The sequence below is a fragment of the Alteromonas mediterranea DE genome (assembly GCF_000020585.3).
GTDB lineage: Bacteria > Pseudomonadota > Gammaproteobacteria > Enterobacterales > Alteromonadaceae > Alteromonas > Alteromonas mediterranea.
Map to the genome: position 1 here is coordinate 3989978 of NC_011138.3, position 16961 is coordinate 4006938.

The 16961-nt window shown below is 46.0% G+C and carries 16 protein-coding genes; 9 read left to right on the plus strand and 7 right to left on the minus strand.

The window, feature by feature from the left end; genetic code table 11:
- Positions 1-57 precede the first annotated feature (57 nt).
- Complete coding sequence (locus MADE_RS17675; RefSeq protein ID WP_012519884.1) at positions 58-1602, minus strand: hydroxymethylglutaryl-CoA reductase; 1545 nt, start codon at positions 1600-1602, stop codon at positions 58-60.
- Positions 1603-2056: 454 nt separating this feature from the next.
- Between MADE_RS17675 and MADE_RS17680 the strand changes: the two genes are divergently transcribed.
- The 7 genes from MADE_RS17680 to MADE_RS17710 all read left to right on the plus strand — a co-directional run bounded on the left by MADE_RS17680 (position 2057) and on the right by MADE_RS17710 (position 8204).
- Entirely contained in the window at positions 2057-3310 is a 1254-nt protein-coding gene (locus MADE_RS17680) for an HlyD family secretion protein (RefSeq protein ID WP_012519883.1), read from the plus strand.
- 2 nt (positions 3311-3312) lie between these two features.
- On the plus strand, positions 3313-5484 hold the full coding sequence (locus tag MADE_RS17685) for a peptidase domain-containing ABC transporter (RefSeq protein ID WP_041912973.1): 2172 nt from the start codon (positions 3313-3315) through the stop codon (positions 5482-5484).
- Positions 5481-5792, plus strand: coding sequence for a helix-turn-helix domain-containing protein (locus MADE_RS17690; protein WP_012519881.1), 312 nt, complete (start codon positions 5481-5483; stop codon positions 5790-5792). The genes MADE_RS17685 and MADE_RS17690 overlap by 4 nt, the downstream gene beginning before the upstream one ends.
- 47 nt (positions 5793-5839) lie before the next feature.
- The gene (locus MADE_RS17695) at positions 5840-6070 is read left to right on the plus strand and encodes a hypothetical protein (RefSeq protein WP_012519880.1); all 231 of its coding nucleotides are present in this window, start codon (positions 5840-5842) and stop codon (positions 6068-6070) included.
- A gap of 118 nt (positions 6071-6188) precedes the next feature.
- A complete protein-coding gene (locus MADE_RS17700; protein ID WP_012519879.1) occupies positions 6189-7190 on the plus strand; it encodes an ATP-grasp domain-containing protein in 1002 nt (333 codons plus the stop codon).
- Between the two features lie 208 nt (positions 7191-7398).
- The gene (locus MADE_RS17705; protein ID WP_012519878.1) at positions 7399-7728 is read left to right on the plus strand and encodes a type II toxin-antitoxin system PrlF family antitoxin; all 330 of its coding nucleotides are present in this window, start codon (positions 7399-7401) and stop codon (positions 7726-7728) included.
- Positions 7729-7730: 2 nt separating this feature from the next.
- Entirely contained in the window at positions 7731-8204 is a 474-nt protein-coding gene (locus MADE_RS17710; protein WP_012519877.1) for a type II toxin-antitoxin system YhaV family toxin, read from the plus strand.
- A gap of 191 nt (positions 8205-8395) precedes the next feature.
- Here MADE_RS17710 and hslU read toward each other — a convergent pair whose 3' ends face one another.
- From hslU to priA, 4 genes are all read right to left on the minus strand, one after another.
- Entirely contained in the window at positions 8396-9724 is a 1329-nt protein-coding gene (gene hslU, locus MADE_RS17715) for an HslU--HslV peptidase ATPase subunit (protein WP_012519876.1), read from the minus strand.
- Between the two features lie 82 nt (positions 9725-9806).
- Entirely contained in the window at positions 9807-10331 is a 525-nt protein-coding gene (gene hslV, locus MADE_RS17720; protein WP_012519875.1) for an ATP-dependent protease subunit HslV, read from the minus strand.
- 327 nt (positions 10332-10658) lie between these two features.
- Positions 10659-11237, minus strand: coding sequence for an SPOR domain-containing protein (locus MADE_RS17725; RefSeq protein ID WP_012519874.1), 579 nt, complete (start codon positions 11235-11237; stop codon positions 10659-10661).
- Between the two features lie 132 nt (positions 11238-11369).
- A complete protein-coding gene (gene priA, locus MADE_RS17730) occupies positions 11370-13559 on the minus strand; it encodes a primosomal protein N' (protein ID WP_012519873.1) in 2190 nt (729 codons plus the stop codon).
- A 354-nt stretch (positions 13560-13913) separates the two neighbouring features.
- On the opposite strand from priA, the gene rpmE reads away from it, so the two are divergent.
- Positions 13914-14126: a 50S ribosomal protein L31 gene (gene rpmE, locus MADE_RS17735; RefSeq protein WP_012519872.1), complete on the plus strand. Its 213-nt coding sequence runs from the start codon at positions 13914-13916 to the stop codon at positions 14124-14126.
- A 167-nt stretch (positions 14127-14293) separates the two neighbouring features.
- On the opposite strand, the gene MADE_RS17740 is transcribed toward rpmE, so the two are convergent.
- The gene (locus MADE_RS17740) at positions 14294-14611 is read right to left on the minus strand and encodes a hypothetical protein (RefSeq protein ID WP_012519871.1); all 318 of its coding nucleotides are present in this window, start codon (positions 14609-14611) and stop codon (positions 14294-14296) included.
- 550 nt (positions 14612-15161) lie between these two features.
- Between MADE_RS17740 and MADE_RS17745 the strand changes: the two genes are divergently transcribed.
- Positions 15162-16397, plus strand: a complete 1236-nt coding sequence (locus MADE_RS17745) for a malic enzyme-like NAD(P)-binding protein (protein WP_012519870.1) — start codon at positions 15162-15164, stop codon at positions 16395-16397.
- 173 nt (positions 16398-16570) lie between these two features.
- Here MADE_RS17745 and metJ read toward each other — a convergent pair whose 3' ends face one another.
- Complete coding sequence (metJ, locus tag MADE_RS17750; RefSeq protein ID WP_012519869.1) at positions 16571-16903, minus strand: met regulon transcriptional regulator MetJ; 333 nt, start codon at positions 16901-16903, stop codon at positions 16571-16573.
- Positions 16904-16961: the final 58 nt, after the last annotated feature.

The following is a 16961-nucleotide window of genomic DNA, read 5'->3' on the forward strand; positions in this document are numbered from 1 at the left end:
CGCCCTTAAGATTAATTAAATTAGCTTTCGCTGTGTATAATCCGTTATTGATGCACCCTACCTATTTCGGCCATACTGCTCGTGAGATGACACCCAGTCAGATGAGCTAATGGCAGAGGCCAGCGAAATTTCACCGGCAAGCACAACCGACGCCACAATTTCAGCAAACTTATACACCCGATCGCGCCCGTAACAGTCTAACAGCTCTAAACATTCACGCTGCGTACCTATGCCTGTACCGCCGCCATAAGTCGCTACAATAAGTGATGGAATGGTTATAGACACGTATAAGTCGCCGTCGTCAGTAAGCTCAGAATACATCATAGCCGCAGACGACTCAGATACGTTCGCCACATCCTGTCCGGTAGCGATAAACATGGCAGTGATGCCGTTAGGCGAATGTAGGCCCGTGTTATTCACACCGGACAAGAACGAACCCACGCCGGCAACACGCCCGTGGTAATCGATTTGTTTAGGGTCGACCCGCATAACTTCGAGTAAGTGCTCACGCTTAATGGTTGCCTCGGCAGTAACCCGCTTACCGCGAGTACGCATTATGTTTATTTGTGAGGCTTTTTTATCGGTGGCAAAGTTAGATTCAAGGTAGAAATTCTCTATTCCTTCGTAGTGATCTAAAATCCATCCGCAGGCGGCGAAAGTCGCACGTCCCACCATGTTTTGGCCGGCGGCATCCCCCGTTCTAAAGTTAAACCGCAGAAAAGCGAATTTATTCGATAAAAAATGATCGATGTAAGTAAGCGTAGCTACACTCGATGTCGCTTCGGCTTCTTCTTTTATCTTTTCGAAATTCTCTTTTATCCATTTCACGAAATCTCTTGCGCCCCGAGCATTTTCAAAAATAAATACAGGGGCTCGCTGCATAGCGTCGTCAACAACGGTCGCCGTTACCCCCCCACTCATGTTAAGTAGCTTCATACCTCGATTATAGGATGCCACCAGCGTACCCTCGGTCGTTGCCAACGGCACTACAAATTCTCCTTGTGCATTCTCGCCGTTAATTTTTATAGGCCCAGCAATACCGATAGGAACCTGCGCCACGCCTATAAAGTGCTCAATATTGCCTTGCAGCGCTTTCGGATCAATGGAGTACTGACCAACATGGTCAATTTTCTTACCCGTAGCGCTTTCAAAATACGCTTGGCGTGTTTTTATAATGCTTTCGCCGTAGTCATCCATGTCATCTCGAGGGATAAATGCACTACGCTGACCAGGGGCAGTAATATTATCTTCTACTTCAAACTTTAACTTTCCAAAGGGGGAAGCAGAGAAGCAAATACCCAGTTTGCGCTTTTCGGGGCAAGGCGCTTCATCGATATCTAAATGTACGGTAATGGTTTGACGCAAGCCAAAGGGCTCGCCGTCTGATTGATTTAGCGCTTTGACAGAAATACAGGAGTCGGCAGTTAATTGAAGGGATATTTTATCTTCGGGAATTTTTTCCCCATCAAGTGATATCCATTTTACTTCTTTAATCGTCGCATCCTTCAATCTATTTTTAAGAGAGAAAGATAAGCCTTTATCTGTTTTGGTTAGACTTGCGCGTGTATAAAGTTGCTTTAAAAGTATACTGGGTACAAACATGAGACTACCTTCTGTCTTTTTGCTGTGTTATTTCCCTATCCCTCTGCTTTTTATAGCACATTCTTTATACAGTTCTATGACTTCTTTCTATTTCTTCGCCAAACATTTGCGTCATATCAACTTTCAATTTTGAGCCAAGCGCTTTTAAAAATGCGCCAACCCCTGAGAGTTAAAGTGCTCCAGAGATTCGGACCTTAGCCATAATTCGCCCACTTCTAAACACTCCTATAGTGAATACCGTCACCGCAGTAATGATGACCACGAGGTATCTGGCAGTAGCATAAAGGAGGCGTCACGGATTGAGATGCCAAGGATAAAAAGCCTACACGGAAGCGGCAGCCAGATACCTTTTATGTGCCCTATGCGTGATGCGTTTTTGGCATTGATGTCGTGTTTAGGCGGCTCATAGTGCAACCACACGCACCGAACAATTGGCCCAGTACAAGGACAGAAAATGAGAACAGGACTGTTTAGAAAAGAAGCAATTGATGAGCAATCTAATGAAGTAGACGGGAGCTTTTTAATGACGCCCAAACCGGTTTACTCGGCTATTGCTTTTGTATTGGTTGCTTGGATAGCAACTGCCCTTGTTTATTTAAACTTAGGCAGTTACGCACGCAAGGCATCGGTAGACGGGTGGCTAGAACCGAGCCACGGAGTATTTAAACTGTACGCAGATGCAAGGCGCGGTAATGTCGTCGACGTTTTAATTCACGAAGGGCAACATGTAGAAAAAGGCGCGCCATTAGTAAAAATTAACTACAGCAATAGCGACGCGTTGGGCAATCGCGTGAGTAGCCAACTGCTTATAGAATTGGAAGCAAAGCAAGCGCGAACTCACCAGAGCATTTCACGCCTTCGCGCACTACATCAAGCTCAGCTCACCGGCTTAGAACAACGCTTATCTCAAGCTAAACGCGCTTTGGACGACCTGAATGACATTGTTGATTTAGCCAAAATACAGTGGGTTATGGCAACCGAGCATTGGGAAAACGCTCAACTTTTATTGAACCAAGGGCATATAAGCCACGCCGAGCTTGAGAATCACACAATTCAACGAATAACCGCGCAGCAACAGCTCAAACTGGCCGAGAGAGATAGCAGTACAGAACAGGCAAACATAGCCTCCCTCACCCATGAACTCGCAACTCTGCCTCAGCAACAAGCCAACGAATTGGCGAGTTTTGAAAATACGTATAGCGACCTTAAGCAACAGATTGTAAGTCATAAAAGCAATTATGAGGAAACCATTTACGCCCCGCACAGTGGCTATATATCTGGCCTTCACGTTAAAGCGGGATATACCGTCGATAGTTCGCGCCCGTTGCTTACTCTCCTTCCCAAAGATGCTGATATTCAAGCGCGCATCGCGGTTCCCGTTCGCGCTGCAGGCTTTTTGCGTGAAGGGCAAGCTTTACACATTCGCTACGACGCATTTCCCTACCAGAAGTTTGGTGTGCAGAAGGGCGAAATCCTCAATGTTTCCCCGTCACTTGTACTGCCGGGCGAACTTATCGACGCGCCTATTGCTATCAATGAACCCGCCTATCTCGTTACGGCAGCCATAAGTACGAAAGAAATATTAGCGTATGGCAATCATATTTCACTAAAGGCCGGCATGACCTTCTCAGCTGATGTGCACCTAAGTCAACGTACGCTAATGGAATGGTTAATGGAACCGCTTTACAGCATCTCAGGGAAGCTTTAATGATGATGAGTATGACAATGCCCCACGTTAGCCACACCCTGACCACTAAAAAACGCGTGCCTGTCATCTTACAAAGTGAGGCGGCTGAGTGCGGACTTGCCTGTATGGCTATGATTGCCCAGTACTATAGAGATAAACGGGATCTCAACGCCCTACGCCAATCTATGTCAGTGTCGTTGCGTGGCACCACATTAAAAGATGTAATGAAAATTGCGAGTGATATGGGCTTTCAAACCCGGGCAATAAAGATAGAGCTTTCCCATATCACGCAACTTACCTGCCCTGCCATCTTACATTGGAATATGAACCACTTTGTTGTGCTGACGAAAGTGAAAGGTGACCGTATCACAATACATGACCCGGCACTTGGCGAAAGAAGGCTGTCCTACAAAGAAGCGTCTAAATGCATTACCGGCATTGCGCTTGAGGTATCACCTAGCGACAGCTTTAGCCCAATCAAAGCTGGCCCGCGGCTTGGCCTTACCCAGTTTTTCAAACGTACCACGGGGTTTAAACGCAACCTTCTTACTCTATTCGCCTTATCCCTGGTGCTGCAGTTATTCGCCCTCGCTGCGCCTTATTACATGCAAACCGTGGTAGACGATGTACTTATCTACAATAACAACGCCCTACTCAAAGCGCTCGCTATTGGTTTTGCCCTATTACTGATACTAGAAACCTTTACTAGCGGGGTAAGAAAGCTGGTTATTTTGTCGGTGTCATCGCGGCTTCAACTTCAAATGTCGGCGTCAGTATTCAAACATTTGCTGTCACTTCCTCTCGACTACTTCGACAAGCGCCACATTGGCGACGTGGTATCTCGATTTGGCTCACTGGCAAGCATTAGAGAGTTTTTAACCACCGGCGTGGTAACAGCTTTACTAGATGGGCTAATGGCCGTCGTCACCTTAGCGGTAATGATGGTTTATTCGGTGAAGCTCTCCCTCGTCGTAGTGGCAATCATGGCCACATATTTAGCCATTCGCTTAGGGCTACTCCCCCTTATTAAACGCCTTACCACAGAGCGCATTGCCCTTGCAGCGTCCGAACAAAGTCACTTCATGGAAAGCGTGCGGGCTATTTTACCAATTCGGGTTTACGGGCAAGAGACACAGCGTCACGGACAATGGCAAAACAAACTCGTGGCCACTTTAAACAAAGACATAACACTGGGTAAAATCAATATTGGCAGCACGCTGACTAATCAGTTCCTGTTTGGCGCAGAAAACCTCATTGTAGTGTATATCGGGGCTAGCTTAGTCATGGAAAGCACCCTTTCCATTGGTATGCTGCTGGCTTTTATCGCCTATAAATCACGTTTTGTTAGCGCACTAGATGGTGTGGTTAATAAGTTGGTAGAGCTCAATATGCTGGGCGTTCACTTTTCTCGTCTTAGCGATATTGTACTCACGCCGGTACAAGTAAAACCTCATCGTTACCAAAATGCTGACCTACCCTATTACGCGAATCAATCTCTACCTAATAATACGGCCATCGCCCTTGAAACTAAATCGCTGGGATACCGATACAGTGAATCTAGCGAGTGGATCTTTAAGGACCTCGCACTCACCGTCAAATCAGGTGATATTGTAGCAATTGTTGGTGAGAGCGGAAGCGGCAAAAGTACCCTGCTTAAATGCCTAATGGGGCTTTACCCGGTATCAGAAGGCAAAGTTGAACGCCCCAGCGTTAAGCAGCCTGTTGTCGCATCGGTCTTGCAAGACGATGCCTGCTTAAGCGGTACCATAGCGCAGAACATTTGCTGTTTTGAGCAAGCGCCAGACCTACAAAAAATGGTTCACGTCGCACATATCGCCTGCATTCATGAAGATATCATGCATATGCCTATGCAATACCACACCTTAGTAGGCGATATGGGAAGCAGTTTAAGCGGTGGCCAAAAACAGCGACTGCTTCTCGCCCGAGCCCTTTATCAAGAGCCCGATATTCTGTTTCTAGATGAAGCGAGCAGCCACCTGGATATGGCCAACGAGGCTCGCATTAACCAGCATCTAACATCACTCAATATGACCCGAATTATTGTGGCCCATCGCCCACAGTCAATTGCTATGGCAGATAAAGTTTACCGCTTGGCAAACGGGACACTACACCCCTGCTCTCCTACCGAAGTATCAGGAAGCGCAATATCAGGTAACCACGGAGAAACACGATGAAAACCCATGAAATAAGAGAACCCGCAGTATTAATGACAGAAGATGAGCGTATGCAAATTAATGCCAATGGCATTACCGCTCGTGACAGTGTAGTTCCTATTAACTGCTTGTCTAAACGCGAGCTGCAAGTAGCTCACAAAATTATGGAAGGCCGCTCTAATAAAGTTATCGCCTCAGAGCTCTTTATCAGCGAAAGAACGGTGAAATTTCACTGCGCTAATATTTACAAAAAACTCAATATTTCAAGCCGTTCGGCACTTATTGCGGGTTGCTTTAGAACCCTTTACCACGAGGCGGTCTCGCTTTAAGCGAACGTGCCTTTTTACACAAAACGCCAATACAAGGAGCGTAAATTATGAAAAACCAGCAACATCAACTCACTGTAAAATCGTGTGCCAGTGCACAGCCAGTCACACTCGTTGAGGAGCAGCTGTTCGACGTATCAGGAGGACTACGGGCTCGCTTGAGTGATATTAACCCTGTAGAAGGTGGAGGACCAGTAGAAGATAGGGGGCCAAAAGAGCCCGTATATATCACCTTAGCGATTGGTGAAGGCGGTGGCAAACTACCCGATATTTTATCGTAGTTCAGGCCAACTATCCGTAAACACGGGCAGCGTATGTGCGAGCGATTTGACTCGCTACGCATGCGTTGCTTTGTTCCGTTCTAACCTTTCACTCTTTTAACGCTGGCAAGGAGGCCGAATGCACGTTGCATTATTAGGCAGTGAACAAGATCCACAAATTAAGCATATAGCCATGGCACTTAGCCAATCTGCTACTCCCTTCTATTACGCTAATACGGCTCAATTTGGCACTGAATGGACAATAAGCTATGACCCTGATTTTGACGATGGGTTGATTCACTTCAATTCCCCCTCGTTATGCGATCAACCAAGGGTCACTTTTTCAAATACTCAGGCGGCGTATTGGCATGAGTACCTACCTGGCACACTTAAACGTACGCACGCCACGCCCGACACAAAAGGTACTGCTGCACAAAGCACAGATACAGAAAGGGCTGATACAAGCAGCAAGAGCACTACCTTTGAAAGGGAGTTTGGTTGGATTGAGCAAGAAAGAGCCAGCACCTTATTATGCTGGTTTAGCTATACGGATATAAAGTGGGTCAATGCTATTGATGCCGTTCGAAGTCATCAATGCAAGCCCTATCAATCCCGTATTGCGGGCAAGCTAGGGGCTCATATTCCTTACACGTTTGTTGGCAATGCGCCTGAGGTCGCCTCTCAATTTTGCAACAATATGCGGGAGGTTATCTATAAACCTGTGCGCGGAGGACGAACAGCCCAATTCGTAAACAAACAGCCCAATATGCGCCCTCTGCTTAATACTTTGTTAAGTGAGCGCCCCGTTACTTTCCAAAAGTACATTGGCGGGGTAAACGTACGAAGCTACGTGCTGGGGCAAGACGTGTTGAGTGTTCAAATTGATTCTGACGAACTCGATTATAGAAACGATGATAAGGCAAGTGTGTCTATAACCATTGTACCTAATGAAGTACAGCAGCTTGCCATAGCCATATGCCAGGCGCTGGGCATGCACTGGTGTGCTATCGACTGGCGAAAAAGTGCAAAGGGTAAATACTTCTTTTTAGAGGCCAACCCTAGCCCGTACTTTTTAAAAGTAGAGCAGGATACGGGGTTGGATATTACAGGAAGGCTAGTAGAACTGCTTTCAAAGACATAATGATTAGTCATATTCAAACTCAAAGCACCTCGAAATTGGGGTTGCAAATTTACCATTTAAAGATGACTGAGGTGTGTGAGAAGTAGCATATCAGTGCAGAGTCACTCACGTCTTTTTAGCTTTCACCGAAAGAGATAATGCATTTGCATTACCTACATTTACAAACTAAGATTAGAACTAACAATATTAGTTAAAAATAGAGGTTGTTATGGCACACGTGGCTTTAGAAACTGAATCAACACTTACAGATCGCTTTCAAACTACAGTGCCTAGTTCTGTTCGTCAGGCATTGCGCTTGGGTAAAAAAGACAAAATTAAATACGCTATTCAGTCTGATGGTAGTGTTGTGATATCACGTGTAGCATCACAAGAAAGCGACCCCGTTATTGGCGAGTTTTTATCATTTATTGCACGCGATATGCAGACTCACCCCGAAAAGCTCGAGCCACTATCAGCGAGTATGCGTGAAAGTGTTAATACATTGGTTCACGGTGTAGAAATTGATTTAGATGCTCCCTTGTTGGACGAGGACGAGTAAGCTTGCAAAAAACGATACCAATGGTCGTAAATGGGTGGACACTTTACGCTCACCCCTTGTTTAAAGAACAGTACCTCAACCTTAAATTACAGGTTGAGTCCTTACGAGAAAAAGACCCAAAGGGTTACGTTAGAAAAAATGCCACTAAACGTTTAGCTGCAATTCAAAGGCTAACCTTCGAACTCATTCCCCATGATCCTACTAGCGCTGAGTTTCGCCAAGGAAGTGCGTTAGGTGATGACAATAAACATTGGTTTCGAGCGAAGTTCTTCCAACAATATCGCTTGTTTTTTCGTTATCACTTTGAGTCAAAAATCATAGTTTATGCATGGGTTAATGACGAGAATAATAAACGCGCATACGGAAGCAAAACGGATGCTTATAAAGTGTTCGAAAGAATGCTGAAGTCTGGTCACCCGCCTGAAACATGGGATGAACTTCTAGATGCAGCTAAGGAAGAATTACTCTCTTTATAAACGCCCGTCTTACTTTTCACTAAAAAGTAGTTTTTGTATTTCAAAATTATTTAAGGCGATTACGAAACCTTGTCTAGCAATACGGAACGCCTGTTTTACAGGGGCTTAAAAAAAACAAGGGTAAGATAGTAATCGAAGCTTCCCTTCGCATTGGATAACCAATCGTCGGGGAAGCTTCTATTCAACGTTAATTAAAGAATAAAGCGCGATAAGTCTTCGTTATCTACCAAGGTTTCTAAGTGGTTATTCACGTAGTCGGCATCAATTACAAACGACTCACCGCTTTTTTCTGAAGCGTCAAAAGAGATATCTTCCATAAGACGCTCTAATACGGTGTGCAGGCGTCGAGCACCAATGTTTTCAGTGCGCTCGTTGACTTGCCATGCCGCTTCGGCAATGCGCTGAATACCCGAATCATCAAAGCGAATATCAACGCCTTCGGTTTTCATTAGCGCAATATATTGCTGCGTTAGCGACGCATTAGGTTCGGTAAGAATTCGTTTGAAATCGCCCACTTTAAGCGCTGATAACTCAACGCGAATAGGCAAGCGCCCTTGAAGCTCTGGAATAAGATCCGATGGCTTACTCATTTGAAACGCGCCAGAAGCGATAAACAGGATATGGTCTGTTTTTACCATGCCGTGTTTCGTTGATACCGTTGAACCTTCTACAAGTGGAAGCAGATCGCGCTGAACGCCTTCGCGAGACACATCACCTGAGTTATTGCCTTCGCGCTTACAGATTTTGTCAATTTCATCGACGAATACAATGCCGTGCTGTTCTACCGACTCAATCGCTTTTTCTTTCAAATCTTCTTGATTAACAAGGCGCGCCGCTTCTTCTTCAATAAGCAGTTTAAGGGCTTCTTTAATTTTCAGCTTTTTCTTTTTCTTCTGCGAACCCGACAAGTTCTGGAACATGCCTTGAAGCTGATTGGTCATTTCTTCCATGCCGGGAGGCGCCATAATTTCTACGCCAACTTGTGGAAGCGCCACATCAATTTCAATTTCTTTGTCATCGAGGTCACCCTGGCGCAGCTTCTTGCGAAACGCTTGGCGTGTGCCGCGATCTTCAACGTCTTCTTTGTTACCCCACGCATCTTCTGGTGGTGGCAGCAATACGTCTAAAATGCGCTCTTCCGCCGCTTCTTCCGCGCGGAATTTCACTTTTTTCATTTCGTTTTCTTTCGTCATCTTAACCGCGATATCGGCAAGATCACGAATGATCGTCTCAACTTCTTTACCTACATAGCCCACTTCGGTGAACTTTGTTGCTTCTACTTTGATAAATGGCGCATTGGCAAGTTTTGCCAAACGACGGGCAATTTCTGTTTTACCCACACCCGTTGGACCAATCATTAAAATATTTTTTGGCGTAACTTCTTGGCGCAGCTCAGGCTCAAGCTGCATGCGACGCCAGCGGTTTCTAAGTGCAATCGATACAGCACGCTTGGCATCTTGTTGACCGATAATATGACGGTCTAACTCGTGAACAATTTCTCTTGGTGTCATTTCAGACATGAATAAACCCTTTTCTAACAATGCTTGTTGTACTTATCCTCAAACGGACGACAACAAGCCGATAACAGCATTCAGCTATTACTTAGTAATCTAGTACATCAACCGTTTGGCTATGGTTAGTGAATACGCAAATATCACCGGCAATGGTCAGTGCTTTTTCAGCAATGTCTTTTGCACTTAATTCCGTATTATCTAAAAGTGCCGTTGCCGCTGCTTGCGCGTAATTGCCACCTGAACCTATGGCGATAAGATCTTGCTCTGGCTGCACCACATCGCCGTTACCGGTAATAATGAAAGAAGCGGTTTCATCGGCTACTGCCAATAAGGCTTCTAACTTGCGCAGCGCCCTATCAGTACGCCAGTCTTTGGCAAGCTCTACGGCGGCTTTGGTTAAATGGCCTTGGTGCGCTTCAAGCTTAGCTTCGAAGCGCTCAAATAGCGTAAATGCGTCGGCTGTGCCGCCCGCAAAGCCCGCTAAAATTTTATCGTGGTATAAACGGCGCACTTTGCGTGCATTACCTTTCATCACGGTATTGCCTAGTGATACCTGACCATCACCGGCCATCACTACCTGATTCCCTCGTCGTACAGATACAATCGTTGTCACGTTAATTCCCCGTTTAGCTGGGCGCTGCCGCGTTTTTATCGTGCAAAGGCAGCAGCGTACAAATTCAATAACAAATAAGTGGGGGGAGGCTTTCTAATTTCAAGGGCAAGACAGAATAATGTGCGCCTAGCGGTGGCTGCGATAAGGGCTTAGCACATACATTGTTTATTGAATACGCTATTTGTTGCGTGCATACTTTCGCGAATGTGGTCTATGGCTAATTTTGTGTGAAGTAGTCGAGGCGCAGGCATTAGCTAAAGAAATTTAGCAAAACCTATACGCCTCAATGTCGAAACCACCACCGTGTTCGCAACCTAGTGCTAAGTACTACAAGTTCCAGTACCAAATTTGACAGGTCGCAATATTCACTTTACGCAGGCTGTGCTTCGCTTTTTCCGCATCTCGTTTAGACTCGTAAGGGCCTAAAATAACGCGGAACCAATCGCCGTTACTGCCGGTGCTGTGTCTGATAAGCGCCTCTAAACCTTGAAAGGCAATTTTGGCTTTCATCTCTTCCGCTTGCGCACGGGTTCTAAACGACGCGCATTGCATCAAGTAGCGTTTGTCAGATTTTTCTTGTTCTCTAACTTCTACCTCAACCTCATAGCCAGGCAAGGTTTTAATGTATTCCCACTCTTCTTCAGGTAGTTCTGGCAAAGACTCTTGTGTAGGTGCAACCGGGCGAGATGCCTGTGTATCCACATCATCTTCTACGTTATCTTTAATTGACCATAAAAAAGCACCAAAGCCAATTACGAGTGCTAAAACGCCGATTAGGCGAACAATAGGAAGCTTACTATCAACCGGTGCATTTTTTTGCGCATTGCCAGCGGGTTTTCTGCCTTTTCCAGCAGGCTTCTTTTTTTGAGTAGAGCGTCCACGAGAGACATAATCGCGTTGAGCCATAGTCGGCAAAATTCCTACTTGTTATCGTTGTTCGTATTCGTAAGAAAACGTCGTATACCAAACCTAGTTAAAGGGGAAAGATTCTCACACCTTTAGTCGTGGCGAAATTTTAACGTATTGCTTCTCAACAAGCTAACTGAAATCGGTAGGATCGATATCGATTGACCACCTTACCTTAGTGGCCTGCGGTAAAGCCTGTAAAAACGGAAGCGCCAAACGCAGCGCATTATGAAGCGGGGCGCGTTTTTGATGACTACACACCAGCATGAATCGAAATCGGCCTTGGCGCTTTTCAATTAGGCATGGGAACGGGCCGCTTATCTCAATGGCGTGCGCTTGCGTAAATACCTGCTTACAGTCTTGTAAAAATCGATAAGCCAAACTGCTATCAGTAGCTTCGGCGCGTATTACGAACTGACTAATAAACGGGGGCAAGCTTGCCGCTTTTCGCTCCATTAACGCATGCCTGGCAAAGTGCCCGTAACCATTATGCACCAAATCTTGTAGCAGCGGGTGATGAGGATTATGGGTTTGCAGCCACATTTCACCGGGTTTACTTGCACGCCCCGCTCTTCCAGCAAGTTGAGTTACCAGTTGAGCAAGCTTTTCAGGGGCTCTGAAGTCTGCGCTAAACAGTGCGCCATCGCAATCGAGAACCGCCACTAATGTAACGTGAGGAAAGTGGTGGCCTTTAGACAAAATCTGGGTGCCCACAAGCAGCTGATATTCTTGGCGGTTAATTGCATCGAGCGTTTGATGTAACTTATCTTTACCGCGCACCGTATCGCTGTCTATTCGCACCTGCGTTACCCCGGGAAACAAGCTAGCAAGCCCCTGCTCTACTTGCTCTGTACCGGTACCCGCAGTAACTAGCTCGTTGTAATGGCAAGCTTCACAGTTTGTTGGCATAGCACGCATGCCGCCGCAATGGTGGCACTGCAATCGGTTTTGCGCTTTGTGTACGGTGTAAGGTCGCTCGCAACGCTTACACGTTACTGTCTCGCCGCAATGATGACAAAGTAACGCTGGCGCATAGCCTCGGCGATTTACAAACACCAACACCTGATTCCCTGCGCTAATATGCTGGCGCATTATGGTTAACAGGCCTTGTGAAATACCGTAGTGAATTGGCTGGTCGCGCGCATCTAATACGTGCTGATGGGTACTTTGCGCGCCCCCGGCTCGCTTGGTGAGTTGTAAGTGCGCATAGCGGCCGCTTAGCGCATTATTAAGGGTTTCAAGAGCAGGGGTGGCACTGCCAAGCAGTAAAGGAATATTATGCTGTTTCGCACGCATGGCCGCCAAATCGCGAGCATGATAGCGAAGCCCATCCTGCTGCTTAAACGACTCGTCGTGCTCTTCATCAACAATAAGCATACCCGGGTTATTAAGCGGGGTGAAAATAGCAGAGCGGGTACCTATAACAATGCCGAGCTCGCCCGCTTTTGCTCGCTGCCATACTTGCAGCCGGTCTTTGTCTGAAAGTTGCGAATGCAATACGCCCACGGCAATGCCAAAGCGCTTTTCGAAGCGGGATACAGTTTGCGGGGTAAGCCCAATTTCAGGCACAAGGATAAGCACCTGCTTTCCTTCGCGCAGTAAAGGCTCTATCGCTTGAAGGTATACTTCTGTTTTGCCGCTACCGGTCACCCCTTCAAGTAAACTAACCGCAAAGTTGCCGTGTTGACGGTTAAGGGCGGCGATGGCAACTGACTGCTCAGTATCGGGAACAGGTTTTTCTGCCATTGTTAACGTAGATAGCCAAGCGCCCGGCTTAAATTCAGGAGTAACCTCTTTGATAACAGCAAGCGACTTTTCTACCAAGGCTTTTACCGCTGGCGCACCAAACTGCTTACGCGCCTCTATCGCGAGCATCGCCCGTTTGGTCAAGGCGGTAAAACACGCGTTTTGCTTTGGGGCGCGAGATAGCGACGCTGACAGCGTTTTTTTACCCTCATCGGTAAGCATGAGCATATCTTGTGGAGTAGGGCCTGCCGACTCGCCTTTTCGCAATAATACAGGCAGCATGGCGTGTAACACTTCACCCGGAGCATGGTGGTAGTACTGCCACAGCCATTGCGCCATTTTTAGCAGCACCCCATCAACAATAGGTTGATGATCTAGCACCATTTCAATGGCTTTTAGCTTGTTGCTATTGTCAATTTCGCTCTCTGATTTTCGTAGTGTTTCAACAACTACGCCCACAAGTTTGCGCGGACCGAAAGGCACCATTACCCGTACGCCTGCTTCTAGTGCGCTATCGTGGGTATATGTGAAAAGTTGGCGCAGCGGCACTGGTACAGCAACTTGAATGAAGGCCATTGCGAACGTTCTACCTTATCGTAAAGTTATTAAAGTCTATTGAGCTTTCGGGCGTAACCGTTACATAAGCGCACATAAACGTATCTAGAGTAAGCTGCATGGAAAAGTCACGCTTATTTTACCCGCCATTAAACTGAAATATTTAAACATACTTTGCGCTTTAGCATAAAAGGAATGTTTCGTTGTTTAGCGAGCATACAAAAACCGCTTGATCAACCCTCTGCCATCCTTTATTATGCGCCGCTCTTTTTGCGATAGGCTGTTCTTTGAACGACTTATCATTTGAATTAAGTAACGTATGGTGTGCGACTTCGGGTTGTATAGCGATACGGCCTTATTATGTGAGGTAATCCCATGAAACAAGATATCCACCCTAAATACGAAGAAATCACAGCAACTTGCTCTTGTGGTAACGTTATGAAAATTCGTTCTACGCTTGGTAAAGACATCAACCTAGACGTATGTTCATCATGTCACCCTTTCTACACTGGTAAGCAACGTAACGTTGACACTGGTGGTCGTGTTGATCGCTTCAAGAAGCGTTTCGGTGCATTGGGCAAAAAGTAAGCCTGATATCGAGTTCGAAAAAAGCGCCTATACGGCGCTTTTTTATTGCCTGTCATTATTTGCAGGTTAAATAATATCTGTGCTTAATTGGCTATCAGCGCGTGCCCCCTCGCATCACTGTAAACGAAAAAACCTCTCTGCGCCTTAAGCCTCGCCTGCTCGGCGCGTTAATGCTCGTTGTCTAGCTTCGATAAGTGCACGTCCCAGTCGCCGCCGCTACGTTGTTTACATGCTTCTTCGCTGTCAAAATAGACCCCAACGGGTTTAGATTTAATGGCCGCTGTTGCAATATTCACCCGACTTATAAAGTCCATATCCCACCCATTGGTTTGCGCTACCTGCTTTTCATGCTCGCGACTAAAAACAGCCACGACTTTAGGTGTACGCCAGTGGCCAGTATGCGTAAGCCAGGCAAACCCGCTATTGTCTTCTTTTACGCTTTCGCATACGTCTGTGAGTACTTCAATAAGTTTTCGTTCTGTCATTACGCTCGTCCACGCCGCAGTTTCGGTATCAATGTTTGAGATATTAACAAAACGACGCCGCAGACATAATCGTTTGGTGAAAATTTAGGCTGTGATCCCTACGCCTCACAATAATAGAAATTAAAAATACAAAGACATATTGAAATAAATGATATGAATGATAATTATAGGCTTAATTTACTGGTCTAATTAGTGTGGCTCCCCTACATTGGTTAATGAGGATTCTGATCAGATATGTACACAATGAAATGCTGTGTTAAAGTTGCGATAGGCGTTCTGATAGTGGGTATTAATCTTATGAATATTGGCTTGCTATCATGCCTTGTAGCGCTTTCAGTTATTCGAATTCATATTGCGTAACTGAAAATGCAACAACAAATTAAGCTGGAACCTGTGGCTAGATTCGCTCAGTTTCAGTGTTTAAAACTTTTTGTAATTACTTGGTTAGAACGCGCTTGTGTTTATCTTCCTATAACTATAACGACATAAGATAGCGGCAAAGCGTGAGTAAAAACACCGATGAACCCTACATCTAAGGATACAATTTTACATGTCAGATTTTAGACAACGCGCACTCGATTATCACGCCTACCCCACCCCCGGAAAAATTCGCGTAGAGCTGTCTACGTCAGCAGATAGTGTTGACGACCTTGCATTAGCATACAGCCCCGGTGTTGCCGAACCAGTTAGGGAAATAGCTGAAGACCCCGATAATGCCTATAAGTACACCGCTAAAGGTAACATGGTAGCCGTGATTAGTAATGGCACCGCGATCTTAGGTTTAGGTAACCTTGGCCCCCTCGCCTCAAAGCCTGTGATGGAAGGTAAAGCCTTGCTGTTTAAACGCTTTGCCGGGCTAGATGCCATTGATATTGAAGTAAAGCATCGCACGACAGAAGAGTTCATTAATACTGTGGCGAATATCGCCGACACCTTCGGCGGTATAAACTTAGAAGATATTAAAGCCCCTGAGTGTTTTGAGATTGAACAAGAGCTTATAAAGCGCTGTAAAATTCCCGTATTTCACGACGATCAGCACGGCACTGCAATCGTCACGGCAGCGGGTATGCTAAATGCCCTTGAGATTCAGGGCAAAAATATCGAGAGTGCAAAAATAGTGTGCATGGGTGCAGGCGCAGCCGCGGTAGCTTGCATGGAACTACTCATTAAATGCGGCGCCCAGCGTGAACGCATTTATATGCTAGACAGAAAAGGGGTTATTCATACCCGTCGTGAAGAGCTGACTGAGCACAAAAAGCTCTTTGCTAACAACACCGACAAACGCACCCTTGAAGATGTTATGGAAGGCGCAGATATTTTTGTTGGCGTATCAGGGCCTGACGTTTTACCACCAGAAACGCTAGCGTTAATGGCAGAGAACCCTATTGTATTTGCTTGCTCAAACCCAGACCCAGAGATAAAGCCAGAGCTGGCCCATGAGGTGCGTAAAGACCTCATTATGGCAACCGGGCGCTCTGATTACCCAAATCAGGTTAACAACGTTCTATGCTTCCCTTTTATTTTCCGCGGCGCATTAGATGTTCGCGCCACGGCCATAAACGACGAGATGAAAGTGGCCGCCGTTGAAGCCCTTCGCACCATTACCAAAGAGCCGGTGCCAGAAGAAGTATTAGCGGCAAGTAAAAGCGACAGTCTGACCTTCGGTAAAGAGTACATTATCCCTAAGCCGATGGACCCACGCTTATGTGAACGTATCGCAACTGCGGTATCTAAAGCAGCGATAGCGTCCGGCGTGGCCCGGGTACCTGAAAACTCGGCCGAATAGGGGTAAATTAACAGTGGGGTTGCCGAAAACCAGACTAGCGAAAGGCTAACTTCAGTGATGTAGCATTAAACAAGAATTACTATGTTTAATATGCCATAAAAAACGGCGCTATTATTGTGAGATCACTTCACACTAATAGCGCCGTTTTTTGTTAGCATGGGTTAAGCTGAACTTTATTCATCTTCCGAGACGTTGTTTTCAAAGCTTGGATCTATACCCATTTCTTCCATAATGCGACGCGCTTCTGCTGGCACCCGATTAGGATTGTCTTTGCGCAAATCATCGTCGTTCGGTAAAGGTTGCCCCGTAAACGCGTGTAAAAACGCTTCGCAAAGTAACTCCGAATTGGTGGCGTGGCGCAAATTGTTTATTTGGCGGCGAGTACGCTCGTCGGTGAGTGCCTTCAGCACATTAATTGGTATAGAGACAGTGACTTTCTTTACCTGCTCGCTCTTTTTACCATGCTCTGCGTAGGGGTGAATATACTTACCGTTCCATTCTGCCATTGTACTAACTCGGTCTACTCTTTTTTATGTTATGAACAGAAATTCTAAACAAGTTCAC

What these genes read in the sequence shown, in the direction of transcription:
- MADE_RS17675 (WP_012519884.1), bottom strand. Translation starts at nt 1,602, where the DNA reads ATGTTTGTACCCAGTATACTTTTAAAGCAACTTTATACACGCGCAAGT.
- MADE_RS17680 (WP_012519883.1), top strand. Translation starts at nt 2,057, where the DNA reads ATGAGAACAGGACTGTTTAGAAAAGAAGCAATTGATGAGCAATCTAAT.
- MADE_RS17685 (WP_041912973.1), top strand. Translation starts at nt 3,313, where the DNA reads ATGATGAGTATGACAATGCCCCACGTTAGCCACACCCTGACCACTAAA.
- MADE_RS17690 (WP_012519881.1), top strand. Translation starts at nt 5,481, where the DNA reads ATGAAAACCCATGAAATAAGAGAACCCGCAGTATTAATGACAGAAGAT.
- MADE_RS17695 (WP_012519880.1), top strand. Translation starts at nt 5,840, where the DNA reads ATGAAAAACCAGCAACATCAACTCACTGTAAAATCGTGTGCCAGTGCA.
- MADE_RS17700 (WP_012519879.1), top strand. Translation starts at nt 6,189, where the DNA reads ATGCACGTTGCATTATTAGGCAGTGAACAAGATCCACAAATTAAGCAT.
- MADE_RS17705 (WP_012519878.1), top strand. Translation starts at nt 7,399, where the DNA reads ATGGCACACGTGGCTTTAGAAACTGAATCAACACTTACAGATCGCTTT.
- hslU (WP_012519876.1), bottom strand. Translation starts at nt 9,724, where the DNA reads ATGTCTGAAATGACACCAAGAGAAATTGTTCACGAGTTAGACCGTCAT.
- MADE_RS17725 (WP_012519874.1), bottom strand. Translation starts at nt 11,237, where the DNA reads ATGGCTCAACGCGATTATGTCTCTCGTGGACGCTCTACTCAAAAAAAG.
- priA (WP_012519873.1), bottom strand. Translation starts at nt 13,559, where the DNA reads ATGGCCTTCATTCAAGTTGCTGTACCAGTGCCGCTGCGCCAACTTTTC.
- rpmE (WP_012519872.1), top strand. Translation starts at nt 13,914, where the DNA reads ATGAAACAAGATATCCACCCTAAATACGAAGAAATCACAGCAACTTGC.
- MADE_RS17740 (WP_012519871.1), bottom strand. Translation starts at nt 14,611, where the DNA reads ATGACAGAACGAAAACTTATTGAAGTACTCACAGACGTATGCGAAAGC.
- MADE_RS17745 (WP_012519870.1), top strand. Translation starts at nt 15,162, where the DNA reads ATGTCAGATTTTAGACAACGCGCACTCGATTATCACGCCTACCCCACC.
- metJ (WP_012519869.1), bottom strand. Translation starts at nt 16,903, where the DNA reads ATGGCAGAATGGAACGGTAAGTATATTCACCCCTACGCAGAGCATGGT.